General features: G+C 41.2%; 29 protein-coding genes. 21 read left to right on the top strand and 8 right to left on the bottom strand.

What is annotated here, in order from left to right; all coding sequences use genetic code 11:
• Window positions 1-72: 72 nt before the first annotated feature.
• From HNQ34_RS13410 to HNQ34_RS13345, 14 genes are all read left to right on the top strand, one after another.
• A complete protein-coding gene (locus HNQ34_RS13410) occupies window positions 73-507 on the top strand; it encodes a BrxA/BrxB family bacilliredoxin (protein WP_183255448.1) in 435 nt (144 codons plus the stop codon).
• 43 nt (window positions 508-550) lie between these two features.
• Window positions 551-1,333 carry a class I SAM-dependent methyltransferase gene (locus tag HNQ34_RS13405; RefSeq protein WP_183255444.1) on the top strand — a complete coding sequence of 261 codons (783 nt, stop codon included), beginning with the start codon at window positions 551-553 and terminating at the stop codon, window positions 1,331-1,333.
• A gap of 42 nt (window positions 1,334-1,375) precedes the next feature.
• A complete protein-coding gene (locus HNQ34_RS13400) occupies window positions 1,376-1,504 on the top strand; it encodes a YuzL family protein (RefSeq protein WP_183255441.1) in 129 nt (42 codons plus the stop codon).
• Window positions 1,505-1,752: 248 nt separating this feature from the next.
• A complete protein-coding gene (locus HNQ34_RS13395) occupies window positions 1,753-2,913 on the top strand; it encodes an LL-diaminopimelate aminotransferase (RefSeq protein ID WP_183255438.1) in 1,161 nt (386 codons plus the stop codon).
• A 109-nt stretch (window positions 2,914-3,022) separates the two neighbouring features.
• A complete protein-coding gene (locus tag HNQ34_RS13390; RefSeq protein WP_312856133.1) occupies window positions 3,023-3,727 on the top strand; it encodes an anthrax toxin lethal factor-related metalloendopeptidase in 705 nt (234 codons plus the stop codon).
• 38 nt (window positions 3,728-3,765) lie between these two features.
• Window positions 3,766-4,560: a thymidylate synthase gene (gene thyA / locus HNQ34_RS13385; protein ID WP_183255436.1), complete on the top strand. Its 795-nt coding sequence runs from the start codon at window positions 3,766-3,768 to the stop codon at window positions 4,558-4,560.
• Between the two features lie 9 nt (window positions 4,561-4,569).
• The gene (gene folA / locus HNQ34_RS13380; RefSeq protein WP_183255434.1) at window positions 4,570-5,061 is read left to right on the top strand and encodes a type 3 dihydrofolate reductase; all 492 of its coding nucleotides are present in this window, start codon (window positions 4,570-4,572) and stop codon (window positions 5,059-5,061) included.
• A 98-nt stretch (window positions 5,062-5,159) separates the two neighbouring features.
• Complete coding sequence (locus HNQ34_RS13375) at window positions 5,160-5,603, top strand: YndM family protein (RefSeq protein WP_183255433.1); 444 nt, start codon at window positions 5,160-5,162, stop codon at window positions 5,601-5,603.
• A 104-nt stretch (window positions 5,604-5,707) separates the two neighbouring features.
• On the top strand, window positions 5,708-6,979 hold the full coding sequence (ilvA, locus tag HNQ34_RS13370) for a threonine ammonia-lyase IlvA (RefSeq protein WP_183255429.1): 1,272 nt from the start codon (window positions 5,708-5,710) through the stop codon (window positions 6,977-6,979).
• 125 nt (window positions 6,980-7,104) lie between these two features.
• Complete coding sequence (locus HNQ34_RS13365) at window positions 7,105-7,356, top strand: YpmP family protein (RefSeq protein ID WP_183255427.1); 252 nt, start codon at window positions 7,105-7,107, stop codon at window positions 7,354-7,356.
• 111 nt (window positions 7,357-7,467) lie between these two features.
• The gene (locus HNQ34_RS13360; RefSeq protein WP_183255424.1) at window positions 7,468-8,310 is read left to right on the top strand and encodes a DegV family protein; all 843 of its coding nucleotides are present in this window, start codon (window positions 7,468-7,470) and stop codon (window positions 8,308-8,310) included.
• A gap of 49 nt (window positions 8,311-8,359) precedes the next feature.
• Window positions 8,360-8,935 carry an SCO family protein gene (locus tag HNQ34_RS13355; protein WP_183255422.1) on the top strand — a complete coding sequence of 192 codons (576 nt, stop codon included), beginning with the start codon at window positions 8,360-8,362 and terminating at the stop codon, window positions 8,933-8,935.
• 66 nt (window positions 8,936-9,001) lie between these two features.
• Entirely contained in the window at window positions 9,002-9,772 is a 771-nt protein-coding gene (locus HNQ34_RS13350) for an SGNH/GDSL hydrolase family protein (RefSeq protein WP_183255421.1), read from the top strand.
• Window positions 9,769-10,329, top strand: a complete 561-nt coding sequence (locus tag HNQ34_RS13345) for a YpmS family protein (RefSeq protein WP_183255419.1) — start codon at window positions 9,769-9,771, stop codon at window positions 10,327-10,329. Before HNQ34_RS13350 ends, HNQ34_RS13345 begins: the two co-directional genes overlap by 4 nt.
• Window positions 10,330-10,336: 7 nt before the next feature.
• On the opposite strand, the gene HNQ34_RS13340 is transcribed toward HNQ34_RS13345, so the two are convergent.
• From HNQ34_RS13340 to HNQ34_RS13320, 5 genes are all read right to left on the bottom strand, one after another.
• Window positions 10,337-11,698 carry an RsmF rRNA methyltransferase first C-terminal domain-containing protein gene (locus HNQ34_RS13340; RefSeq protein ID WP_183255418.1) on the bottom strand — a complete coding sequence of 454 codons (1,362 nt, stop codon included), beginning with the start codon at window positions 11,696-11,698 and terminating at the stop codon, window positions 10,337-10,339.
• Between the two features lie 75 nt (window positions 11,699-11,773).
• The gene (plsY, locus tag HNQ34_RS13335; RefSeq protein ID WP_183255506.1) at window positions 11,774-12,358 is read right to left on the bottom strand and encodes a glycerol-3-phosphate 1-O-acyltransferase PlsY; all 585 of its coding nucleotides are present in this window, start codon (window positions 12,356-12,358) and stop codon (window positions 11,774-11,776) included.
• A gap of 107 nt (window positions 12,359-12,465) precedes the next feature.
• Window positions 12,466-13,086, bottom strand: coding sequence for a DUF2238 domain-containing protein (locus HNQ34_RS13330; protein ID WP_183255416.1), 621 nt, complete (start codon window positions 13,084-13,086; stop codon window positions 12,466-12,468).
• A gap of 103 nt (window positions 13,087-13,189) precedes the next feature.
• Window positions 13,190-14,431 (bottom strand): peptidase T, encoded by a 1,242-nt coding sequence (pepT, locus tag HNQ34_RS13325; RefSeq protein WP_183255415.1) that lies wholly within the window; start codon window positions 14,429-14,431, stop codon window positions 13,190-13,192.
• A 97-nt stretch (window positions 14,432-14,528) separates the two neighbouring features.
• Window positions 14,529-15,149: a molybdopterin-dependent oxidoreductase gene (locus HNQ34_RS13320; RefSeq protein ID WP_183255414.1), complete on the bottom strand. Its 621-nt coding sequence runs from the start codon at window positions 15,147-15,149 to the stop codon at window positions 14,529-14,531.
• A gap of 171 nt (window positions 15,150-15,320) precedes the next feature.
• Between HNQ34_RS13320 and HNQ34_RS13315 the strand changes: the two genes are divergently transcribed.
• The 6 genes from HNQ34_RS13315 (at window position 15,321) to HNQ34_RS13295 (ending at window position 20,771) form a co-directional block, all read left to right on the top strand.
• Window positions 15,321-15,995, top strand: coding sequence for a DUF421 domain-containing protein (locus HNQ34_RS13315; protein ID WP_183255410.1), 675 nt, complete (start codon window positions 15,321-15,323; stop codon window positions 15,993-15,995).
• Window positions 15,996-16,650: 655 nt separating this feature from the next.
• On the top strand, window positions 16,651-17,937 hold the full coding sequence (locus HNQ34_RS13310; RefSeq protein WP_183255408.1) for a DUF5667 domain-containing protein: 1,287 nt from the start codon (window positions 16,651-16,653) through the stop codon (window positions 17,935-17,937).
• 119 nt (window positions 17,938-18,056) lie between these two features.
• Complete coding sequence (gene sigI / locus HNQ34_RS13305; protein WP_183255406.1) at window positions 18,057-18,785, top strand: RNA polymerase sigma-I factor; 729 nt, start codon at window positions 18,057-18,059, stop codon at window positions 18,783-18,785.
• On the top strand, window positions 18,782-19,879 hold the full coding sequence (locus HNQ34_RS13300) for an anti-sigma factor domain-containing protein (protein ID WP_183255404.1): 1,098 nt from the start codon (window positions 18,782-18,784) through the stop codon (window positions 19,877-19,879). The genes sigI and HNQ34_RS13300 overlap by 4 nt, the downstream gene beginning before the upstream one ends.
• A gap of 91 nt (window positions 19,880-19,970) precedes the next feature.
• Window positions 19,971-20,048, top strand: a complete 78-nt coding sequence (locus HNQ34_RS17865) for a putative holin-like toxin (protein ID WP_337959707.1) — start codon at window positions 19,971-19,973, stop codon at window positions 20,046-20,048.
• 288 nt (window positions 20,049-20,336) lie between these two features.
• Complete coding sequence (locus HNQ34_RS13295; protein WP_183255401.1) at window positions 20,337-20,771, top strand: GNAT family N-acetyltransferase; 435 nt, start codon at window positions 20,337-20,339, stop codon at window positions 20,769-20,771.
• 216 nt (window positions 20,772-20,987) lie between these two features.
• On the opposite strand, the gene HNQ34_RS13290 is transcribed toward HNQ34_RS13295, so the two are convergent.
• The 3 genes from HNQ34_RS13290 to HNQ34_RS17955 all read right to left on the bottom strand — a co-directional run bounded on the left by HNQ34_RS13290 (window position 20,988) and on the right by HNQ34_RS17955 (window position 22,696).
• The gene (locus tag HNQ34_RS13290) at window positions 20,988-21,551 is read right to left on the bottom strand and encodes an FAD-dependent oxidoreductase (protein WP_183255398.1); all 564 of its coding nucleotides are present in this window, start codon (window positions 21,549-21,551) and stop codon (window positions 20,988-20,990) included.
• Window positions 21,552-21,853: 302 nt separating this feature from the next.
• Entirely contained in the window at window positions 21,854-22,192 is a 339-nt protein-coding gene (locus HNQ34_RS13285) for a helix-turn-helix domain-containing protein (protein WP_183255396.1), read from the bottom strand.
• A 297-nt stretch (window positions 22,193-22,489) separates the two neighbouring features.
• Window positions 22,490-22,696, bottom strand: coding sequence for a transposase (locus HNQ34_RS17955; protein WP_183255394.1), 207 nt, complete (start codon window positions 22,694-22,696; stop codon window positions 22,490-22,492).
• A 437-nt stretch (window positions 22,697-23,133) separates the two neighbouring features.
• Here HNQ34_RS17955 and HNQ34_RS13275 point away from each other — a divergent pair, with 437 nt between their 5' ends.
• Window positions 23,134-23,832, top strand: a complete 699-nt coding sequence (locus HNQ34_RS13275) for an EAL domain-containing protein (protein ID WP_183255392.1) — start codon at window positions 23,134-23,136, stop codon at window positions 23,830-23,832.
• Window positions 23,833-24,158 lie beyond the last annotated feature (326 nt).

Here is a 24,158-nt window from a genome sequence, read left to right as displayed (position 1 = left end):
TGCTTGTATTGATTTTTTTGCAGCGAAATAGTATTCTGTTTTCATTGAAAATATTGCTTAGGAGGGATCAGCATGTCAATGGCTTATGAAGAATATATGCGCCAGCTCGTTCAACCGATGCGCGATGAGCTTGTTCGTGCAGGATTTCAAGAGTTAACAACGAGCGAGGAAGTAGAGAATTTTATGGAAAACGTTCAAGGAACGACGTTTGTGGTCGTCAATTCCGTTTGCGGGTGCGCGGCCGGATTGGCCCGTCCGGCGGCGACGCAAGCGATTTTGCGCAGCGAGAAAAAGCCGAATCATTTAGTGACGGTGTTTGCCGGACAAGATCGGGAAGCGACGGCGAAAATGCGCGAATATTTTGTTGGCATCGAGCCTTCTTCCCCGTCGATGGCCTTATTAAAAGGAAAAGAAGTCGTTCATTTCATTCCGCGCCATGAAATTGAAGGAAATTCGCTGGAAGCCGTTATGGAAAATATTATGACAGCACTAGAAAAATATTGTTAAATAGGATGTCTGTGTAGGCATCCTTTTTTCTCGAGGGAGCAGTATGATTGTCACAACTGCAGGAAGAACGAATCAATGTATGATCAAAAAAGCGCAACAAATCGCTTTGGAGCTTAACATTCCTTATGTGCCACGGCGAAAAATGTCGGTCGAAGCGCTGCAAGAACAACGCGGCGATGACGTTCTTGTTGTGGGCAAAAACCGTTTGGAAATGTATCCAATGAACCGGTCTCCGTCATTCTTTTTTCACCCTAATTCAGCGATGTTTCGCGTGAAAAGGATATTGCGCGGAGAGTCGGAACCGTTTTTAGAAGCGACGAAATTGCAAAAAGGGATGTCTTTTTTAGATTGTACGTTAGGAATCGGTGCTGACAGCATCGTCGCAAGCGTTGTCACAGGGGGAAGTGGAATCGTAATCGGAACGGAAGGAAACCGCTATATCGCTTATTTAGTGCAACAAGGATTGCAACAATGGGACTCTAGTATTGCGCAAATGAATGAGGCGATGCGGCGCATTCAAGTTGTTCACGCCGATTATCGTTCGTTTTTGTCTTCTCTTCCAGACCGCTCGTTTGATGTCGTTTATTTTGACCCGATGTTTGAGCAGTCGATTGTGGAGTCTGACGGCATCCAAGGCATTAAATCGTTCGCGCTTTATACAGAGTTAACAGAAGACGTAATTCGCGAAGCGAAACGAGTCGCCCGCAAGCGTGTCGTCTTGAAAGATCATTGGCAAAGTTCACGATTTGCGCAGTTCGGCTTTTTTGTATATGTGCGAAAAACGGCGAAATTTCATTTTGCGACGATTGAACTTTCGCAGGAATAGAAACGCAAAAGGACGGGAACGTTAAAGGCGGAGGTGACAAACATGTCAAACCGAAAAAAAGACCCGTCGAAAACCGGTTTAAGCGCGCCAAACGTAAAAGGGCAAGGAACGACCGAAATGGAAACAGGGGGGGATGCGCTCGATTCCGCCCGCAAAAAAACGAAACAATAAAAACTCGCAGCCAGCCTGCGAGTTTTTATGATTCAGCAAAGCAGCTATATATAAAATAAGCGATCGTCAATAGACTTGCAGCGAAAAAAATCGCATTCATCTTTTCTCCCTGCCTTTCCATTATGTTGTCGAGTGATGAAAATGTGGTACACTAATATTATAGTTTTGCACGCGAATATTTCCTATATCCATAATAAATATATATCAAAAAAACGAGAAAAAGAAAGAGGTTTTACGGGGAGATGGACATGAAAACGTCAGAACGTATGAAAGCGTTCGGAACATCGGTGTTTAGCGAATTAGCGGCTTATAAAAAATCGAAACTTTCGGAAGGGTGCGAAATGATCGATTTGAGCATCGGCAGCCCGGATTTGCCGCCGCCATCGTTCGTAAGAGAAACACTTGCTTTTTATGCCAGCCAACCTGATACATACGGCTATCCGTTGGCCGGGATAAGCGAATTTCATGAAGCAGTAGCGTACTATTATCGGGTGCAACATGGTGTATCGCTGAACCCGAACGAAGAAGTCGTTTGTTTAATGGGGTCACAAGACGGGCTTGTTCATTTGCCGATGGCGTTTGCCAATCCGGGCGATTTCATTTTAGTTCCGGATCCCGGCTATACAGCGTATGCGACCGGAATTGCGATGGCACAAGCCGAGCCGTATTTTATGCCGCTCCGGAAAGAAAACGGGTTTCTTCCGGATCTTCGGGCGATTCCAGAAGAAGTGGCGAAACGGGCGGCGATGATGATCGTCAACTTTCCAGGCAATCCCGTTCCGGCGCTGGCAACGGAATCTTTTTTCCAAGAAGTGGTCGATTTTGCGAAACGATATGAAATCATTGTTGTTTCGGACTTTGCGTATAGCGAGCTTTATTATGACGGCCATAAGCCGATCAGTTTTCTGTCGATACCGGAAGCGAAAAAAGTAGGCATTGAAATCAATTCGCTTTCAAAAAGCTATAACATGGCTGGCTGCCGGGTCGGATATGCGTGTGGAAACGCCCAAATCATCGAAGTGCTCGCTCAGTTTAAATCAAACTTAGACTATGGTGTATTTTTACCGGTTCAAAAAGCAGCAATTGCTGCATTGACAAAAGGAGCGTCATTTTGCGAAGAAAGCCGGAGCATCTATCAAGCGCGCCGCGATCTTCTCATCGACGGTCTTGCTTCGATCGGTTGGAACATAGAGCGCCCGAAAGCGAGCATGTTCGTATGGGCGGAAATTCCGAAAGGATGGACATCGCTTGAGTTTGCCTATGCGCTCATCGACAAAGCACACGTCGTCGTGACGCCAGGACGCGCATTCGGACCTAACGGAGAAAGATTTGTGCGCATTGCTCTTGTTCAAGATGAAACAAAACTAAAACAGGCGATTTCGAATATAAAGAACAGCGGGATATTTTGATCTCGACTTCCTAAATTTATGCATTTCTCTGCCTTTTTTCATATGCTATAGTAAAATAAAGATTCATAGTTTTCTAGCATAGAGTACGAATAAAGGTGGGGAAGTGGCCGTGAAACGGTTGCTCGTTTTAATGGGGGTTGTCGTCGCTGTTATTCCGCTTCTTTCCTTTTCGCCGTATCCGAACACACACGGCATTCTTTTGCAGGCAAGTTCTCTTTCGATAGATCGCGTTCCATCGCATCAAACATTACAGAAAATCGTTATTTTACCGGATGCACCTTTCGATCATTCAGAAGCTAAAAAAATGATTGAAACGCTTGCCCATATTGACCCTGCTTTATTAAAAAAAATAGCGGATCAACATATTTATTTGAAATTATTTACTGGCAAGCTGACCGATGAACCGTCTGCGCGTTATTTACGCGGACAAACGCCGCGGGGGTATATATCGCCAGCCACATGGGATGACGTTCCGGGACTGGGCGGTTCGCATCTCGTGTTAGTGAAAATCGGCCATAGCGAAAAAGGAAAAGGGCACGGTTCGGTAAATTTAGAATTGCACGAGTTAGCTCATTCGGTTGACTATATTGTTTTTGATCATATTCATGCAACATCGCCTTTTTTAGCGGTCTGGCGCGAAGAAGCGAAGCAGTTGTTTCCTCACAACTACTATTTGCTCGATTATCCGGAAGAATATTTCGCTGAATCGTTTGCCTATTACTATTATAACAACGAAACGCGTGCGCATCTAAAAGAAACTGCTCCGAAAACATACGAATTTATCAAGCAATTGATCGAAAGAACTCGCCAATGAGTTCTTTTTCGTTTATGATAGAGGATGAGGTGAGAACGTTGCAACAATATTTACAATTACTTGAAGATATTTTAGAAAATGGGGTTCAAAAGGACGACCGCACCGGAGTCGGAACGCTATCTGTTTTTGGACGCCAACTGCGCTTTGATTTACAAAAAGGTTTTCCGCTGTTAACAACGAAAAAGCTGCATATTCGTTCGATTATTTATGAGTTACTATGGTTTTTAAAAGGAGATACGAACGTCCGTTATTTGCAGGAAAACGGTGTGACGATTTGGGACGAGTGGGCCGATGAAAATGGGGAACTCGGTCCTGTTTACGGAGCGCAATGGCGTTCATGGAAAGGTGCCGACGGCAAGACGGTCGATCAAATTAGCGAAGTGATTGAACAAATTAAAACGAATCCGAACTCGCGCCGTTTGTTGGTGAGCGCATGGAATGTCGCGGAAATTGACAAAATGAAATTACCGCCTTGCCATTATGCGTTTCAATTTTATGTGGCCAATGGCAAATTATCTTGCATGTGGCAACAACGTTCGGTTGATACATTTTTAGGCTTGCCATTTAACATTGCAAGCTATGCGCTACTTACACATATGATTGCCCAACAGTGCGACTTAGAAGTGGGGGAGCTTATTTTTACAGGTGGAGATGTTCACTTGTATGTGAATCATATTGAGCAAGCCAAACTGCAATTAACAAGAGAACCGCGCCCGCTTCCGAAGCTTGTGATCAAGCGGAAGCCAGAATCAATTTTTGACTATCAATTTGACGATTTTGAAATCGTGGATTACGATCCGCATCCGCACATTAAAGCGCCGGTTGCGGTATAAAGGGGAAATATGATGATATCGCTTATTGTTGCGATGGATCGCAATCGCGTCATCGGCAAAGACAACAAATTACCGTGGCATTTGCCAGCGGATCTTGCTTACTTTAAACGGGTCACGATGGGACATCCGATCATTATGGGAAGAAAAACGTTTGAATCGATCGGCCGCCCGTTGCCCGGACGAGAAAATATCGTCGTTACTCGCAATCGCTCGTTTCAGCCGGAAGGATGTACCGTCATTCACTCGATTGACGACATTCAAAAAATAGCGGCGGAACGGGACGAGGAAGTCTTCGTCATCGGCGGCGCCGAGTTATTTCAAGCGTCCTTGCCGTTTGCTGGCCGTCTCTACATAACGAAAATTGATGCGAGCTTTCCCGGCGATACGTTTTTTCCGCCATTTCATGAAGAAGATTGGTGTTTAGTTTCAAGCGAAAAAGGTCCAAAAGATGAAAAAAATCCATATGACTACGTTTTTCTTTTGTATGAGCGCAAGCGTTAAACGTGCTTCACTTCGGGTGAAGCACGTGTTTTTTTTCGAATAGAGAGCGTATCAAAAAGGAACGATAACAATAACAACTAACGAAATGGAGGAATACGATGAAGCATGTGATTCCACTAGCGCTCAAATTAGTTTTATGGAGTACGGTGTTATTTTCAATTTTCACGATTTTTAACGCGCCGCTTCTGCTCATTTTTTTCATCGCTTTAGCCACTGTCACCATTTCTTATGCGCTCGGCGATTTATTTGTGCTGCCGAGAGCAGGTAATTTCGTTGCTGTGATCGCTGATTTGCCTTTAGCGTTTGCGACGATTTGGTTTTTTAGCTATTTGCTTATCGAGCCGACTGCGAATATGCTGTACGCTTCTTTTTTTGCAACGCTTGCGCTTGGAGCGATCGAAGCTTTTTTTCACTTATTCATGGAAAACCGTGTGTTTACCGACAAACGAATGCATCAAACAAGGAATTGGTTTGATGAAGGAAGATGGGCGGTAGAATTTGCGGAAGAATACGAAGAAAAACGAAAACGCGACGATCGCTAACAATAATCGTCGCTTTATTTTTTTTTGAAAACAGCCTTTCTTTTTTTGAAAATTGTGATATAATTTTCAAATTAAAAAGACGTGAAGGAAAGGAACAAGAGGATATGGAACAACAGCTTAAACGAAAACAAGGAACCGTCTATGTGGAAGACATTTTAATTGCGCATCATACGTTAAAAGACGTCGTCTATCACACGCCGTTGCAAAAAAATCCGTTATTGTCCGAGCGATACGACTGTAACGTCTATTTGAAGCGCGAAGACTTACAAGTCGTTCGTTCGTTTAAAATTCGCGGCGCGTACAATCGCATGAAACATTTAACGAATGAAGAACGGAAAAATGGCATTGTTTGTGCAAGTGCAGGGAACCATGCGCAAGGAGTGGCTTATTCGTGCCGGGCGTTAGGGGTGCACGGAAAAATTTATATGCCGGCAACGACCCCAAGACAAAAAGTTTCACAAGTGAAATTATTTGGAAAAGAAATGGTCGATATTATTTTAGTCGGAGATACGTTTGATGACTCCTTTAACGAAGCGGTTCAATGTGCCAAGCGCGAAGGAAGGACGTTTATTCATCCGTTTGATGATGAATATGTCATTGCTGGGCAAGGGACGATCGGCGTAGAAGTGTTAAACGATTGTGAAGAGCCGATTGATTTCGTATTTGCCAGCATCGGCGGCGGCGGATTGATGGCTGGACTTGGCACGTATGTCAAAAGCATTTCGCCGGCAACGAAGCTGATCGGGGTCGAGCCGGCCGGGGCCCCATCGATGAAAGCGGCGCTTGAACAAGGCAGCGTCGTGACGTTAGAGGAAATTGATAAATTTGTAGACGGGGCAGCAGTCAAAACCGTTGGCGAAACGACGTTTGCGTTATGTAAAGAAATAATTGACGACATTGTCGTCGTACCTGAAGGGAAAGTATGTACAACGATTTTAGAGCTTTATAACGAAAATGCGATCGTCGTTGAACCAGCGGGAGCGCTCCCGGTGGCGGCTTTAGATTTTTATAAAGATCACATTCGCGGAAAAACAGTCGTTTGCATCGTTAGCGGTGGCAATAATGATATTGACCGCATGCAAGAAATTAAAGAGCGGTCGATGATTTATGAAGGGCTGCAGCATTACTTTATCGTCAACTTTCCGCAACGCGCAGGAGCATTGCGTGAATTTTTAGACGAAGTGCTCGGACCGACGGACGATATTACTCGGTTTGAATATACAAAGAAAAACAATAAAGAAAACGGACCGGCGTTAGTCGGCATCGAGTTGAAACGGCGTGAAGATTACGCGCCGCTTATTGAACGGATGAAGAAAAAAGGATTTCCATTCCAAGAAGTGAATAAAGATCCAAACTTGTTCCATTTACTCATTTAAAACGCGAGCATTGCCCTCGCGTTTTTTCGGCAAAAAATTTATAAATATTTCGCACAATCCGACATACTTTCGCGCCAATTTCGTGTATAATAATAATAAATCGGTCAAAAAAGAGGATTGATACCTTGTTATTCAAAAGCCTAGAGTTCAAGAACGCTTACGGACAGAAGGTAAAGATTATCGAAATTCCTGTATTGGAGGAAGATAACACGTATCGATTTATGATTCAATTGCATTTAGAAACGTTTATTGCGAAAGTATATCGGTCTCGTGAAGCTCGTTCTGTTTATTCGTTTCGAGATTATTTAAAGAAAGTGTTAAAATGGCCTGTCTATGAACAAATCTTTAAGACAGATATTTTAAAGAACAATGCATAATGTTTGAAAGTTGTTTTGCTTCGGCAAAGCAACTTTTTTTGCGTTTTTTATAGGCATTTTAGATGTTTCGTTGTATAATGGTCATTAAGGTTTGAATTAGGAAGTGAAGGCATGAGCAAAGTCAAAATTGTAACAGATTCAACAGTAGATTTACTAGATCAAACATTGCAAGCGTATGGAGTTGAAGTTGTCCCGCTAACATTTACGATTGAGGATGAAACATATACCGACCGCATCGATATTACACCAGATGAATTTATGGAAAAAATGCGCCTGTCGAGCGAGCTGCCAAAAAGTTCTCAACCTTCTTCTGGAAAATTTTTGGAACTGTATAATCGATTAGGACAAGAAGGATATGATGTCATTTCGATTCATATGACGGGTGAGTTAAGCGGCACGGTTCGTTCTGCCGAGCAAGCAGCTGCGATGTCTGAAGCGAACGTAACGGTCATTGATTCACAATTTATTTCGCTCGCGTTAGGGTTTCAAGTGATTGAAGCAGCCAAATGGGCGGCAGAGGGAAAATGTGTCGGGGAGATCGTTCAGCATCTCAAAAACATTCGACATCGCACACATTTATATGTAACGGTTGATACGCTCGAAAATTTAGTGAAGGGCGGACGAATTGGGCGTGGTAAGGCGTTAATTGGTTCGCTTTTGAACATTAAGCCGATCGCTGCTCTCATTGATGGAATTTATACACCAGTTGCGAAAGTGCGAAGCCATTCACAAATCGTCAAATATTTAACAGAGCGGTTTGTTGAAGATACAGCAGGAAAAACGATTCAGGCGGTAGGAATTGCCCATGCCGATGCTCTGTCGTTAGCGAATCGTCTCAAACAATCGCTTATCGATGCAACAGGCTACGAAAAGATTGAGATCGTTTATACGACACCGATTATTTCTACTCATACAGGTCCAGGGGCAATTGGGTTTATGTATTACGTTCAATAAGCTTTTTTAATAAAATAAAGCGGGAAGATCAAAAACGGATGGTTGAACGATGAGAAAAGCAGGAATCATCATGCTTATGAGCTTATTATTGTTTGTTGCTGCGTGCGGAAAAGAAATTCCAGATGCGAAAAATTGGCCGATTGATTCGTTTACGTTTACTGACCAAAACAATCAGCCATTTAGTTTAGAGAATTTAAAAGGAAAAGTATGGGTGGCGGATTTTATTTTTACGCGCTGTGTTGATGTATGCCCGCCGATGACCGCCAATATGGCAAAACTGCAGCGAATGGCGAAAAAAGAAGGATTGCAAGTGGAGTTCGTTTCGTTTAGCGTCGATCCGGAAAACGACCATCCAGAACAATTAAAGGCATATATCGAAAAGTTTCATGTTGATGTTGACCATTGGCATTTGTTGACAGGGTATACGCAACAAGAGATCGAAACATTTGCGCAAAAAAACTTTAAAGCGGTTGTACAAAAGCCAGCCGGCCAAGATCAAGTCATTCACGGTACCGATTTTTATCTTGTTGACCAAACCGGAAAAATTGTTCAATATTATAATGGAATCAACGATGTTCCATATGAACAAATTTTAGAGCACATTAAAATTTTACAATCGTCATAAAGAGGCAAAAATGTTGGCGCATTTTTGCCTCTTCGCATTTCCCTTTTGAGCAGGTAGGTGAAACGAATGAAAAAGTGGGGGATTGTGCTGTTAGTTTGGCTTGTTTGTACGAGCTGTTCATCAACGGAGGCAATGAAGTCGACCGATATTCCGCTACGTCAAATCGGCCTTCCGAACCGTTTAACAATCGCCGCTGATTTTGTTCCGAAAGATTTGCATATAGTGGCTATCGGCGACTCTTTGACAGAGGGAGTAGGAGATGAAAACGGTGGCTATGTTTCAGATGTTAAAGAAAAATTAATGCAGCATAAAGGAGTCCGTTCGGTGACAGTCACCAATTTAGGAAAAAGAGGGTTGCGAATTTCTCAATTAGAGAATGTTGTTGAAAAAAATCAATCGTCCGTGCAAAAAGCCGATATTGTTTTGATTACGATCGGCGGCAACGATGTGATGAAAATCGTCCGTTCTTATCTATTCGATTTGACCTATTCTTTGTTTGAACAAAAGCAAAAAACATTTGCGAAAAACCTGAGCGGGTTAATCGAAACGCTTCGTTCCATGAATGAAAAGGCGACAATTGTTCTTGTCGGTTTATATAATCCGTTTTCAAGCCCGCTACAGGCAATTCCAGAAATTGACGAAGTGATTGATATGTGGAATGAAGGAAGCAGAGAAGTATTAAGTCTTTACGATCATACGATTTTTGTTGATGTAAAGGATGTGTTTGATGACCGTGATGATCTGCTCTATAGTGACCAATTTCATCCGAATGAACGCGGATATGAATTAATCGCAGAACGCGTGTATCAACAATTGTTAAGGAGTATGGAGCCATGAAATGGAAAATAGCTTTTTTCGCTTTATTAACAGTAAATATTGTTGCCGTTTCTGCCTTGTTTTTTCTTATTTTTCAACCGTCCAAACAAACGGTTCCGGCACCGGAAACGGCAAAAGGGGCAACGTTTCTCGTCTATTCATCAAAAGAAGACATGAGTGTGATAATTAATGATTATATCCAGAAAAAAATGAAGAAACAGTCGCTTCCGTATCGTGTATGGATTAGCGATCGCGTGCATTTAGCGAGTAAATTCCTTATTTTTGGAAGAGAAGTAGATGTAACGGTTTCGTTTGTTCCGAAAGTAGTTAACGGAGATTTGGAATTAGGCGATCCGGATTTATCATTAGGAGAGTTGCGGATTCCTGTTGAGTATGCATTAAAATATTTGCAAAAGTATGCGAACTTGCCGGAAGAAGTGATCATCGACCCGGAAAATACCCGCATTTATGTGGCGCTGACAAACATTCATTTTAAAAATGGCTATCGCATTTCCGCGAAAGAATTTGACTTGCAGCGTGACAACATTGTGTTTACATTAACTGTGCCGATCAAATAAAAAGAGGCTAGATTCTTAGCCCCTTTGGATAAAAGTTTTTCACCGTTCCTTTTACTTCTTTTCCCCATCCGATTGGGTAGCCGTCAACCGTGATCATGACCCAGCCGCGGTCATGGTTAGTTGCGAGCGTTTCGCCGCGCAAATATTTGCTACATTCGGCGCTGTTGCTCTGTAAATCGATGGAATGCAGCACGTCTTTTGTTTGAAGCGCCAACGCAAGAGCGTGATTCGGTTCAAATCGCTGTTTTTTCAGTTCGCCTAAATGCAAGCCGGCGCGCACCACTTTTAACCCGTCGAAATTTGGGCAGTCGTCAGGAAGAGCGAAGAGATGCTGCTGAAATGCATAAATGGTTTTTGTGATTTCTGTTTTTAATACTGCTTTCTCAAAGGTTCGATAATCGCGCAACGATTGTTTCGAAACGTTGGCCATAGCGCTTTTTCCTTTCCATGTTGGAGAGGTGCTTGTTTTTTTCACTTTTGCGACAAAATGTCCTTCACCTTTCAAATAATGAGGCCAAAGCCGGGCGGTTTTTTCGATTTCACCGATCTTTGTTTTTGTCCATTCCGGCTTTCCGGATTGAATACGAGCGATTTTTTCGATCGTAATTAATTCGAGATCATCATATTTTTGCAGAAACGCTTCTATCGTCTGTTCATTTTCTTCCGGGGAAAATGTACAAGTCGAATAGACGAGGATGCCGCCCTCTTTTAACATTTCGTATGCGCAATCTAAAATGTGGCGCTGCTTAACGGCGCATTGGTGCACATGTTCTTCGCTCCAATACTGAATCGCTTCTTCATCTTTCCGGAACATTCCTTCTCCCGAACAAGGTGCGTCCACTAAAATTTTATCAAAATAGCCAGCGAAGCGAGTCGCTAGTTTTTCCGGCGTTTCGTTCGTCACAAGCGCATTTGTAATGCCAAACCGCTCAATATTTTCAGATAAGGCTTTGACGCGTTTCGGATGAATTTCGTTTGCAAGCAGAAATCCACTGTTCTCCATCATTGCCGCTAGCTGTGTCGTTTTTCCGCCAGGAGCGGCACAAAGGTCGAGCACTTTTTCACCTGGCTTCGGCTGCAGCGTTTCAGCGACAAACATCGCACTCGGTTCTTGAATATAATAAAGCCCTGCCGCATGGTACGGATGTTTTCCCGGTTGCTCCGCCGCATCATAGTAAAAGCCAGTCGGGCAAAACGGAACAGGAGAAAGCGTAAACGGAGCGAGTGACAAAAATGCGTCCCGGTCTATTTTGAGCGGATTAAAGCGCAATCCGTTTGCTTTTTCTTCTTCATATGTAGCGAAAAAGCGCGGCGCTTCTTCTTGTAAAAGTGCGTTCATTTTTTTGACGAATTCGTGCGGTAATTTCAACGAATGAACCCCTTTCTTCGATCATTGTTCGGTAAAAGAGGCTGTCCGAAAAGAAGAGGACAGCCTTTTGGCTTTTTATAACCATTTAATTTTTGGTTCGGTTTTATTGATGATTCGTTTAATGTTGGCGCGGTGGCGGTAGAAAATAAACGCCGTTAACACAGAAACGACGATCATTAATGGGATATCATCGGTAACGAAAATCGTATAAATGATCGCGTACACTCCTGCAAGCATCGAGGAAAGAGATACATATTTCGAAAAATAAAGAACGAGAAAGAAAACCGCTATAAGTGTAAAAAATAAAAATGGCGAATAAAACAACATGACTCCTCCTGATGTAGCAACGGCTTTTCCGCCGCGAAACCTAGCAAATACCGGATACATATGCCCAATCACAGCGAAGATTCCGGCTAATAGCGGATGAATGTCCACCGCAAACAATACCGGTAGGCTGGCTGCTAACGTTCCTTTTAAAATGTCACCGATCGTTACAACTATTCCCGCTTTGACTCCTAATACACGAAATGTATTCGTCCCTCCTAAGTTTCCGCTTCCGTGTTCACGAATATCAATTCCATACCCGACTTTTCCGACAATAAGCGCGAACGGAATCGAACCAAGAAGGTAAGCAGCCACCAAGATCAATACTTTTGTCACCAATCTTCATACACCCTTTACTGATCAAATTCGTGCATGACTTTATTTTACCATGCATCGCGAAAAACGCTAGATAAGAAACCGGGATTTGTATGAAGAATGTGTGTTTATCGAAGTTTTTTTAGCGATTTGTCATGCAGTTTCGAGAAAACAAGCAGTGCTAGAATGGATCCGATCAAACAAAATAACATATCCCATTGTGTATCCCAACGGTCGCCTTGCGTGCCTAAAAAATCTTTGACGGCTTTTACTTGTTTAGCTGCTGCGCCAACGAGCCATTCGATGATTTCATACAAAGCAGCGATGGCAAGCGACATGCTGATGATGATCGTAAATAGCCACCCACCTTTTGTGAGCGGAGTTTTTCGCAATAAAATTTCTCTCAGCACAATCGCAAACAATCCTTTCAACAAATGCCCAAACCGATCGTAATGGTTTCGCTGGAAATGAAACGTTTCTTTCATCCAGTTGAAAAGAGGGACTTTAGAATAAACGTAATGCCCGCCGATGAACATGATGATCGCTAAAATGGCGATAATGACATAGGAAAGAGTCGTCAAACGAAAGCGATGATATGTGGCAATGACAATTATCAATCCCACAACCGCAGGGCTGACTTCGAGCACCCACGTTAAATAGCTCGCTGGCTTGATCGCCGACCAAATCAAAACGGCGATAACGGTTAGAAATAAAAAGAGATGAGTTTTGGAATATACACGTTTTCTCACATAACGCACTCCCTATCAACAGTTTACGTTTAGTATTGAAAAAAAAGAGATTTTCATACAAAAAACCTCCGCTTCCAAAGAAGGGAGGGTTAACGGAATTACATTACTTGGTCGTTGCTTTTTGTTCAAACAATTTAACGATTTCGATAATAACATTCACTGCTTTGACCATGTTATCGACGGAAATATATTCATAGCGGCCGTGGAAGTTTTCGCCGCCTGTAAAGATGTTGGGAGTAGGCAAGCCCATATACGAAAGCTGAGAACCGTCCGTACCGCCGCGGATCGGTTTGATGGTTGGCTCAATCCCTAAATTTTTCATCGCTTCGTACGCAATATCTACAACTTCTTTGACCGGTTCAATTTTTTCTCTCATGTTGTAATACTGGTCGCTGATTGCAATCTCGATTCGTTCTTTCCCGTATTTTTCTTGCAGCTTGGCCGCAATTTCTTCCATTTTCACTTTTCTTGCCTCAAACGCCCCTCGGTCGAAGTCGCGAATAATGTAATGAAGCGTTGTTTGTTCCACATCGCCTTGGAAGGAAAGAAGATGGAAAAATCCTTCATAACCTTCTGTATATTCCGGCGCTTCGTTCGCAGGAAGATGTTCGTGAAATTCCATCGCCATTTTCAGCGAGTTAATCATTTTTCCTTTTGCTGAACCAGGGTGAACGTTTTTCCCCTTGAATGTAATTTTTGCTTGCGCAGCATTAAAACTTTCATATTCCAATTCTCCGAGCGGGCCGCCGTCGACTGTGTAAGCATACTTGGCGCCAAAAGCTGCGACATCAAACTTGTGCGGTCCTCTACCGATTTCTTCATCTGGGGTGAAGGCGACACGAATTTTGCCGTGCTTGATTTCCGGATGTTGAACGAGGTACGCCATTGCCGTCATAATTTCGGCGATTCCTGCTTTATTATCGGCTCCTAGTAACGTCGTGCCGTCTGTTGTCATAAGCGTATGTCCTTTGTAATTAACAAGTTCGGGAAAATCAGCAGGAGAAAGGACGATATGTAAATCTTGATTTAAGACGATATCACCGCCATCGTACGATTCGACAATTTGTGGGTTCACGTTAGCGCCTGTGAAATCTGTTGCCGTGTCCATATGCGCTAAAAAGCCGATCGTTGGCACTTCTTTGTCTGTATTCGCTGGCAATGTTGCCATGACATAGCCGTTTTCGTCAACCGTTACTTCCTCCATGCCGATCGCCTTTAACTCTTCGACTAGCATGTTCGCAAGCGTCCATTGGCCAGGGGTGGAAGGGCATGTGTCGCTGTTTGGATTGGATTGCGTGTTAATTTTAGCATATCTTGTCAATCGTTCGATCAGTTCTAGTTTCATGCATCGTCATCTCCTCTTGCATTTTTCAAACATATTTTAGCACAAAAATAAAATAGATCCGATAAAAAACGTTTGCGAAGAAAGAACGCAAACGTTTTTAAAAAAATGATCGAAACCACTCGTTCGGATGGGCAAAACGTTCTTCTTTAAACGGATTGGCCGTCATCGAATAGCCGCGTTGTTCCCAATATCCCGGCTCGTCTTTTTTCATAAAGCGAATGCCTGATGCCCATTTTGCCCCTTTCCATAAATAAAAGGAAGCAGGCGGAATAAAGCGAAGCGGGTAGCCGTGTTTTGGCGAAATGTCTTGCCAGTCGTGTTGGGCATCTTTCCAGCGGTAAACAAAGAGCGCATCATCGCCCATAAGCGCTTCAAGCGGCAAATTCGCCGAATAGCCGAGCGGATTGCCGTTTAAATAACCGTAAATTTTTACGTACTTCACATCCGGTTCCAACTCGACAAAGCGTAAAAACTCGCGAAAAGCGATTCCTTCAAACGTTGTATCAAATTTCGACCATGTTGTGACGCAATGCATATCAATCGTCGAGATTGTTTTTGGCAGCTTCATCACTTGTTCGTAGGAGAGGGTCACTTCTTCTTTTACATCGCCCAATAACCGGAACTCCCACGTCTTTTCATCGAATTCGTACACATCTCCTTCATGGAGAATCGGCCATTTGTCTGTTTCAAATTGGCCGGGAGGCAGTTGTTTCGTCACTTATAAGCACCCTTTCTATATGTTTTACTAACATGATACAGTGGGAAGGTGAGAGATGCAACGAAAGAGGTAGGAATGAAAGAAGGAATGTAGAAAGATAGAAGAGACATATCTTTTGCCCGCTTTGTCCATAATGAAAATAGTGATGATGATCGTGAGGCGGTGCATAAGATGAAAATAGTGGAGTTAACAGCGGAGCTTGTGATCGGGTTTGTGATGTTATTTCTCGTCGTAAAAGTGGCCGGGAAAAAGATGATTCATCAAATTACACCATTTACGTTTATTTCGGCGATTGTATTAGGGGAATTGTTAGGGAATGCGCTATATGATGACCATGTTCATATTTGGTACATCGTTTATTCGATCACGGTATGGGGAGTGCTGCTGATTTTGGTTGAATATATGAGCCAAAAGTGGCTTCGGTTTCGCGGCATTGCGGAAGGAAAACCGACAGCGCTCATTCGCAACGGAATGATCGATTATGAAGCGTTAAAAAAATCGCGCATGACGCTCAACCAGTTACAAAGCTTGCTTCGCCAAAGCGAAACGTTTTCGTTAAGGGAAGTCGCTTTTTGTTATTTGGAAGCCAACGGCTCGATCAGTGTATTGAAAAAGTCACGGTACCAAAAAACGAAGAGGGAAGATTTTCAACTTTCTCCCCATGCTGTTTACGTCCCAACAACGGTAATCCGCGACGGCGAAGTGCTTACAGATGAACTTCGGGAGTTAGGAAAGGACGAAGCATGGCTACAGCGCGAACTTCGTACTTTCGGTGTGACAAGTTATAAAGAAGTATTAGTCGCCGAATGGCTCGAAGGGGACGGGCTGTTTGTGCAAACATACTGATAATACGTCACACAGAGGATGTAAATCACGAAAGTCAGGAAAAGAGAGGTAGGAATGGGATGAATAGACTATATGGATTTTTCAATACGTATCAGCGTCGGTAATTTTAGTTTTCGCTACATTAGCTTCATGGTACGAAGGAAGCGAGTTAAAAGATCGAACATAGGAATGGAAGCATTCCGCATTTTTTTTAAAATGTTCAACAGCAAAGTAACTGAGAGCGCTGATATTTCACAATGGGATCACTTTATTTATATATGCGGCAAAATTTAAGCCCGTATTTCCTATATTCATTGTGTTGAGCCTTACTTATTTTAATGAATGTTTCCTTTCACTGTTGAGCCAAACAAATAAAATTAAAACGGAGCCCATTTTGCCTGTAATACATCGACAATGGTTTGTTGCATATTTCTTTCGCGCAACGAACAAGACCTCCTTTTTGCCTATGTGATAACAAACACTCGCTTCTAATGTTAAAAATGCATGAAACGTGGATATAGCGCAAACGTTACGATTGATGTAGAGTAATGACACCATCTCATCCCCATAAGCCAAAAACATTCAGAATAAAAATTATTTTTTCACCGCTTGACCCCCATAAAACGATAAGGTGCGCTCGAAATATATCTCGCAATCAAAAAAGGAGGGAATACATATGGACAAAATATTAAAGGTTAAGAATGTTTTAGTCACAAGCGTGTTGCTTACATCGATACTGGGAGGCACGCATGCTTTTGCGGACAGCAACGATACGACAGCTGGGCAAAACGCTGTTGTAGACGAACAAACTGCATCTGACGCAGGGACAACGCCTGACAGCTTTTTGTATACATTTGATAAACTTTTTGAAGATTTACAATTAGCGATCACGACAGATTCAGCGAAAGAAAGCGATTTGCTGCTTCAATTCGCCAAAGAAAGACTCGCTGAAGCAAAAGTCATGACAGAGGCTGAAAAACAAGAGTTTGTGAAAAAAGCAGTGGAAGAGTATATGCAATTATTAGTACAATCACAAGAAAAGGTGTCAGAGGCTATTAACGAAGATGAATTAACAGACGAAAAACAGGAAGAATTGGCGAATAAATTAGAAGAAGTGGCAAATGTTGATGAAAAATCAGAAGAAACGATTTCACAAAACTTAGACGAAAACACAAAAGAGGAGTTAGAAGAAGCGCAGGAAACAACAAAAGCGGTCGCAAATGTTGTAAAAGGCATCGATGCGAAAATGGTTCAATCTCTTCGTGATCAAGGATTCGGGTATGGAGAAATTGCGAAAATTGCAGCATTAGCGGAGGCAACGGGAAAAACGGTTGAAGAAATCTCCGCTTCCGTTAAAGAAGGAAAAGGTTTTGGGGAATTGTTGCGAGAAAATGGTCTTCATCCTAAAGAAATTTCGACAATGATCAAAGAAAAACGATTAACAGCTGAATTAGAAGAAGCAAAAGCGAATGGCGATGACAAAAAAGTCGAACGGCTTCAGCAAAAATTAGCGAAATTAGAAGCGAAAAAAGCAGATGAAGCTAATAAAAAAGGCAAAAACAAAATGAAAGACGAAGCTCAGGAAGCAGAAGCAGTAGAAAATGATGAGAAAGCGGCTGTGGGAGATGCTACAAATCAAGTAAAAGATGAAGAAGATATGAAAGAAGAAAGCCAAGCATCAGCCACCAAAGCAGAGAAACAGCAAAAAGAAACAAACACGCATGCAGAAAAGGCAACGGAAGAAGCTCAGAAACGCGAAGTGAAAGCAAAAGAAGAGGAGCCAAAACGTGAGGAAAAAGCTCGTGAAGAAGTACAAAAACACGAAGAGAAAGCTAGCGAAGAAGCCCAAAAACGCGAAGAAAAAGCGAATGAGGAGGCACAAAAACGAGCAGAAGAAAAGAAAAAAGAAAAAAAGAATGAGAATGGAAACAATAAAGAAAACAAAGATGAAGATAATGGATAATGACCAAAAAAGTCCTCTCTCAGCGGAGGGCTTTTTTGATGTATACTTTTATAAATGATGACACCCCCATAAAAATGGCGCGAGTGGCGAATATGTTAAGGAAGGCAAGAGGTGAAGAGATGCTTCGCAGTTTTTTTAGGAAGGTAAAGGACGATCAAATCGAAAAATTCATTGAACAATTCCAAAACAGGGAAACAGAAAAATTAAACGATTTTATCGAACAATACAAACCGTTTATCGCCACAAAAGTTTCCGAAGTATGCAAAAGAAAAATTGCTCCAGAATATGATGATGAATTTAGCATAGGACTAATTGCTTTTCACGAGGCGATTGAAAAATATACGCCCAATAAAGGGAGTAACTTTTTATCTTTTGCAAGCTTGGTGATTAAACGCCGGGTCATTGATTACATCCGAAAGGAAAAAAAGAATTACGGCTATTCGCTCGATGACAGAGAAGAAGATATGGAAAATCCATACGAAATCAAAGCAACGAGTGAGCAATATCAAAAACAAATCGAAACGGAACAGCGAAAAGAAGAGATTAGCCACTATACCGAGAAATTAAAAGAATTTGGGATTACCATGCTTGATTTAACGGAGCATTGTCCCAAGCACAAGGACGCGAGAGAGACATCTTTACACATAGCCAAAATGATTTTAAAACATGAGAATTTAAAAAGACAATTATTCGATAAAAAGAAGTTGCCGATTAAGGAAGTGGCCAATCTAGTTGAGGTGAGCCGTAAAACACTTGAAAGAAACCGAAAATATTTAATTGCGCTCGTGATCCTTCTTTCGGAAGACTATATTTATTTGAAAGAGTATTTAAAGGGGGTGGAAAAATGAGAAATGGAATTATTATGGAAGAACATAAACGTTATTATATCGTCATGACCCGTGACGGTGAGTTTTTAAAAGTAAAGAAAATAAAGGAATATCAAATTGGCGAGGAGATTTCATTTACAACGTCCCAAGAAGAAAAAGCAAGTTTAGGACGAAAGCTATTTGCAAGAAAAATCCCTCAGGTTTCCATGGCGCTAGTCTTGCTGTTAGCTGTGATTCCATTATTAACCAACCTAAATACGGGCAAAGCTTATGCATATGTGACGATTGATATGAATCCAAGCATTGAGATGTCCATCGATGACAAACAAACAGTTACAGCCATGCGAGCATATAACGATGACGGCAGGAAAATTGTTCGTTCGATTGCCGATTGGAAAGGTAAAACGTTAACCGATGTTACAGAGGAAATCGTTGATCAAAGTGAACAGAACGGTTATTTAAAAAATGAACGAGATGTGATGATTTCCATCACCCATATCAATAAGAAAGATAAAGCGATTGACGAGCAAATTGAAAAAACGATTCATATGATTGAACAAAAAAGAAAACTGGCGGTTACATTGATCGAAATAAGTAAACGGACGCATGATGAAGCGAAAAAATTAGGCGTTTCCCCCAATAAATTAGCGATTGCCGAAAACAAAGGCGTGCCAATTGAAAAAGTAAAAGAAAAATCGGTAGCAGAAATCAAAAAATTGTTTGGAAATTTAACCGAAAAGGATAAACAAATGGAACATAAAGAGCAACAGACTAATCGTAATAAGAGAGAAGTTGAAGAAAACGGAAATAAAACTCAAGAAGAATATGGAAGAAAAGAAATAGAAAATGAAAAAACTAAAGTGCCAAAAAAACAAGAAAATGACAGCAAACATTTAGAAAAAGAGCAAAAGAAAATTTTGGAACCGGAAGAAAAACGCAAGCAGCTGGACAAACAAGAAAAAGCTAATAATGAGCAAGAAAATCATAAACAGCCGGAAGAGCAGACAAAAACTGAGCGGGAGGAAGAAAAGCCTAAACCGTTAGAAAAACAAGAAAAAGCTCTTAAAGAAGAGAAACGAGAAGAAGAGCAACAAAAAAAGAAAGATGAAGACTGAGCTCTTCGTTTCCCGAATCGTTGAAGTGGAGGGCTTTGCAGGAATTGACACTTTCGATTCAATGAAAAAGCGTTACGGTTGATTATCATTAGTGAAGAGAGTGAATCTAATGATTGCGTTTGCATCGCTGATTGTGACCGTCATCGCTGTATCCAAAGACAAAAAGTAACCCACCTTGCTCGGCCTAAATGAAGGTGGGTTACGATCCGTTTTTCTGGGCCACTGCACTTCTTGCAGTAAGCTGTGTATCGATGGGACATTGGTTGCCGCCAATGTCCTGTTTTATTTTATGCTGTTCAACTTTATTATGCGCATACAGTGGATGACATGACAAGAAAATTATCTTTGTATTATTGTTTTTTTCGGCGATCCCTAGATCTCTATTTGGGAAGGAATGAAACCGAACTCTCTCGAAATACTATAAGAATAAAAGCAGAGAGAAAGGGAGGAGATATATATGCCATTAACCATTCGTCAAGCTGTAAAAGAAGATGTTCAACATTTGTGTCATCTAATGAAGGAATTGAGTGGTCACGAAATCTCTCAAGAGGAAATGAATAACAGATTAGAATTTATAGAGGATAGCCCTTTTGATTCTCTATATGTTTGCGAAGAAAATGGCATTATTTTAGGATTACTTGGGTTTCGTATTCGTGAGAATTTAGAAGAAGTAAGCAAATATGGTGAAATCTCTGTCATTGTTGTTGATTCGAATGCACGTCGTAAAGGTGTTGGGCGGTCTTTGATGAGCTATGCCGAAAAATTAGCTTTTGAAAAAGGGTGTATTGGAACCTGGTTGGTTAGCGGTTTTGGAAGAGAGGAACAAGCCCATCAATTTTATAAAGAATTAGGTTATGAAATAACGGGATACCGTTTCGTGAAACGCTTTTAAAATATCGATTTAATATGGCGGGGCTTTTGTTGTTATGCCAAGCTTGTCGCCAATTTCTTTGTCATACGGAAATCGCCTCGTAATAGTTTAATGGATTCATTAAATGGTAACATTAAACAAGTGTGCAGAGGATAGGGGATTCGTTAGGGAAAAGTAAAAACGGTATCGCTCAAGGGAATCAATCAAAAACCGTCCCCTATATGGGACGGTTTTTGATTACGCCTTCAACACGTCATGGTCTACATAACGTTCGCCATTCAGTTCACTGATGATGTTAATAGCGACTTTTGCGCCATCGCCGGCAGTAATAATGGTATGTACGCTGACGCCAGCGACAGTTCCGGCGGCCCAAATCCCATCAATATTCGTACGTCCGGAAGCATCCACATCGATAATGGTTTTAATACGCGGCTCTGTACCTGCTTTTGTTTTGACGCCAACTTTTTCCGCGAGCTCTGTCGCGATACCTGTTGCCAAAATAACATGCTTTGTTTCAAACGCAGCGTCGTCTGTTTGGATAAGGAAGCCTGCTTCTATTTTTGTGATGTTGACTACTTGCGCATTTACAAGTTCTGCTCCGAGTTTCACAGCTTGTTTTTTTCCGGTTTCCACTAAATCCGGACCTGTTATTTCCATCACGCCATAATGGTTTTCCACCCAAGCCCTCTTTGTCATGCTTTTGTCGTTATCGATCAATACCGTTTTCTTTCCTGCTTTTGCTGTAAAAATAGCGGCGCTTGCTCCCGCTGGACCAGCCCCAATAATCGCTACATCATACATACATTCATACCCCTTTTCTAAAAAAATTTTACATTATATATTATAGCATTTCCACAAATTTCATCATAACAATATGCTTTAAAAATCATCGGTTAAGTAGTTTAGCTGATCTCAGCCGTTCGTTTTTCAGGCCTCCTTTTTTCCGCAAAAAATAAGAAAATCGTCGTTTGGAAAAGGAATAAACAACTAAATGGTAAAAAAAAGAAACAAGGAGCTGATCTCAAAAGGTCGATTTAACAACCTTTTGAGACAGCCTCCTTTTTTTACTATTTTGTCCAGAATGCTTGATAATTCAATGATCATTACTGATCTTTCCAGTCTTGCAATAGGTCCAGGAACTTGAGTATGATTTTTTGATCCTTGATATTCATTGTTTGCAAACGTGTGACGATTTGAAACAATGTGTACTCGTGAGAATTTGCATGAGGATTGACCGATCGAAAAAGGTCTTCCAATGAAATCTCCAGAGCGTTAGCCACCTTTTCTATACTTTCCAAAGTGGCGTTTTTCTCTCCACGCTCCAATTGTCCTATGTACGTAGTGTGGAGATTGGCTTTATGAGCTAATTCTTCTTGGCTCAACCCTTTCTCTTTGCGGAAATTTCGAATCCGCTCTCCAATAAGTTTTGGTAAATTACTCATATTATCATATCACCTCATAGGTAACTGTAGCCTCAATCTTTAAAATTATCGAAGAGACTATTGATATTAAAAAAATAAAATTATATGCTATAAATATGATTAGATATCTTTTTTGTATAAGGATTGACTATATAAAACTGGTTTAGCTTTTCGACATGGTACTTATACGCAGACGATGTTCATCTGGCGCAATACATCGCTTATATTTCCAGAAATTTCTGTTAAAAATAAGTTCATCGTTTCTTCAATAGAAGAACGTGTCGGATGAAACTGATTGTCAATGACCGTTTCTTTTAACTAACCATCTCTACAGATGAATAGAAGGGAATCAATCAAAAGCATCCGTCCATTTTTTGTAACAAAATCCTGAATGAGTTGAGAACGATGAATTTTGGCATTGTCTACCACTATAGCAATCGGCTGATCTTTGTAATGGTTCGCCACTAGCTGAAGAAACGACAAAAAATCCTCCTGTTTGCAAGAGGAGGAGGTTTGATGCAGCATTTTTCTTGTCATTATGTTTCAGAGTACGAGACAACGTAATGCTCGCATGATGCCCGTTTCGTTCTAATAAGGCATCATCCTACCTTCATTAATTTTTTGACGTAGGTGGCAACAGATTGATGATGAAGATTGCACAATGAGCGACTGCTTTTCTTATGTATCCTTCCATCATGAAACGAACCGCTGTGATGCCGCATACGTAAACGAACATTGTTTTGTTGTTTTTCTAATTTCCGTAAATCGGTTGGGGGAAAACTAGGCATGAGTGATGGTGAGATGTGCCGTTGTTTTAATCGTCCCTTCATTCTGGAGTTCTAGTTATAGTATGGACAAGAACGAAGAATGATAATCAAACCAAATCAAAATGGTTAGTCACGTATATAACCTATGCTGTTTATTTTAACTATCTTAAATGATTTAGATAAGGAGTTTACACTATGCCAGTCGAAAATGAAATGATTTTAGATGATATCATACGAAAGAAAATGTTCCATCATGTGTACCAACCGATATATGCTTTGGAAGATTGGAAAGTGTTCGGTTATGAAGCTTTGTTACGTTGTAAGTTCTTTCAAAATCCCGAAAGTCTTTTTCAATTTGCAATGAAAAAAAATAGGCTGTATGACTTGGATACTTGTTCTGTTCAGCTTGCTTTGTCTTCTATAAATGCAAGGCACAGAAGATTTGTGAATGTATATCCTTCTACTGTGCTTCACTCATTTTTTCCTAATTTTCTGAATAGCATAAACACTTTTGGACGAAACATTGTATTTGAAATTAACGAAGCAGAAAAAATTTCGGATATGGGGTCACTGAAAAGGGCGATAATTTTTTTGAAGGAAAAGGGGTATACTGTTGCACTTGATGATTTTGGAAAAGAAGAGTCATCATTGCGAACCGTCATCGAACTTGAGCCAGATTTTGTGAAGATGGATCGATATTTTGCGATTGATTTAGCTGTTTCAAAAAACAAACAAGAAGTGATTAAAATGCTTTTGGACATTTGTCAGGATAAAAATATGAAATTGATTTTGGAGGGAATTGAAGAGCCAGCGGATTTAGCAGTTGCAAAAGCATTGGGCGTCCATTTTGGACAAGGATACTTATTAGGAAAACCAATTCCAATAACAGAGTAACTCTACTCCAAGAAAGAGTTGTTATATGAGCATCATGGTATGGGGAAGTATACTTGCGATTTTATTAGTACTCATTCTTTTGCTTATTTACATCTCTAAACAAAAGCAATTAAGAGAAAAAGATGAATACATCGATTCATTACAACAAAAACTAACGGAACTGCATGACAAATTAAAAAAAATGGAAAAAAGAAGGGCTTTTCGAATAAATCTTCTCGAACCGGAATGCATATTCGAGTTAATCGCTTGTGGTGACCAATTGCTGAAACGGCTAAAACATAAAAAAGGGAAAGGGAAAATCAAGGATATCAGTTTGACAGGTGTGA

It is taken from the genome of Anoxybacteroides tepidamans (assembly GCF_014201465.1).
Classification (GTDB): Bacteria; Bacillota; Bacilli; order Bacillales; family Anoxybacillaceae; genus Anoxybacteroides; species Anoxybacteroides tepidamans.
The sequence above is the reverse complement of the archived record's forward strand: the minus strand, read 5'-3'. Positions and strand labels throughout refer to the sequence as shown.

Bases quoted from the DNA above. Each gene is read 5' to 3' on its own strand.
- folA (WP_183255434.1), top strand. From the start codon at position 4,570: ATGATGATATCGCTTATTGTTGCGATGGATCGCAATCGCGTCATCGGC.
- HNQ34_RS13375 (WP_183255433.1), top strand. From the start codon at position 5,160: ATGAAGCATGTGATTCCACTAGCGCTCAAATTAGTTTTATGGAGTACG.
- HNQ34_RS13295 (WP_183255401.1), top strand. From the start codon at position 20,337: ATGCCATTAACCATTCGTCAAGCTGTAAAAGAAGATGTTCAACATTTG.
- HNQ34_RS13285 (WP_183255396.1), bottom strand. From the start codon at position 22,192: ATGAGTAATTTACCAAAACTTATTGGAGAGCGGATTCGAAATTTCCGC.
- HNQ34_RS13290 (WP_183255398.1), bottom strand. From the start codon at position 21,551: ATGTATGATGTAGCGATTATTGGGGCTGGTCCAGCGGGAGCAAGCGCC.
- HNQ34_RS13360 (WP_183255424.1), top strand. From the start codon at position 7,468: ATGAGCAAAGTCAAAATTGTAACAGATTCAACAGTAGATTTACTAGAT.
- HNQ34_RS13350 (WP_183255421.1), top strand. From the start codon at position 9,002: ATGAAAAAGTGGGGGATTGTGCTGTTAGTTTGGCTTGTTTGTACGAGC.
- HNQ34_RS13300 (WP_183255404.1), top strand. From the start codon at position 18,782: ATGAGAAATGGAATTATTATGGAAGAACATAAACGTTATTATATCGTC.
- ilvA (WP_183255429.1), top strand. From the start codon at position 5,708: ATGGAACAACAGCTTAAACGAAAACAAGGAACCGTCTATGTGGAAGAC.
- pepT (WP_183255415.1), bottom strand. From the start codon at position 14,431: ATGAAACTAGAACTGATCGAACGATTGACAAGATATGCTAAAATTAAC.
- HNQ34_RS13410 (WP_183255448.1), top strand. From the start codon at position 73: ATGTCAATGGCTTATGAAGAATATATGCGCCAGCTCGTTCAACCGATG.
- HNQ34_RS13400 (WP_183255441.1), top strand. From the start codon at position 1,376: ATGTCAAACCGAAAAAAAGACCCGTCGAAAACCGGTTTAAGCGCGCCA.
- HNQ34_RS13275 (WP_183255392.1), top strand. From the start codon at position 23,134: ATGCCAGTCGAAAATGAAATGATTTTAGATGATATCATACGAAAGAAA.
- HNQ34_RS13405 (WP_183255444.1), top strand. From the start codon at position 551: ATGATTGTCACAACTGCAGGAAGAACGAATCAATGTATGATCAAAAAA.
- HNQ34_RS13345 (WP_183255419.1), top strand. From the start codon at position 9,769: ATGAAATGGAAAATAGCTTTTTTCGCTTTATTAACAGTAAATATTGTT.
- sigI (WP_183255406.1), top strand. From the start codon at position 18,057: ATGCTTCGCAGTTTTTTTAGGAAGGTAAAGGACGATCAAATCGAAAAA.
- HNQ34_RS13315 (WP_183255410.1), top strand. From the start codon at position 15,321: ATGAAAATAGTGGAGTTAACAGCGGAGCTTGTGATCGGGTTTGTGATG.
- HNQ34_RS13355 (WP_183255422.1), top strand. From the start codon at position 8,360: ATGAGAAAAGCAGGAATCATCATGCTTATGAGCTTATTATTGTTTGTT.
- HNQ34_RS13310 (WP_183255408.1), top strand. From the start codon at position 16,651: ATGGACAAAATATTAAAGGTTAAGAATGTTTTAGTCACAAGCGTGTTG.
- HNQ34_RS13395 (WP_183255438.1), top strand. From the start codon at position 1,753: ATGAAAACGTCAGAACGTATGAAAGCGTTCGGAACATCGGTGTTTAGC.
- HNQ34_RS17955 (WP_183255394.1), bottom strand. From the start codon at position 22,696: ATGCTGCATCAAACCTCCTCCTCTTGCAAACAGGAGGATTTTTTGTCG.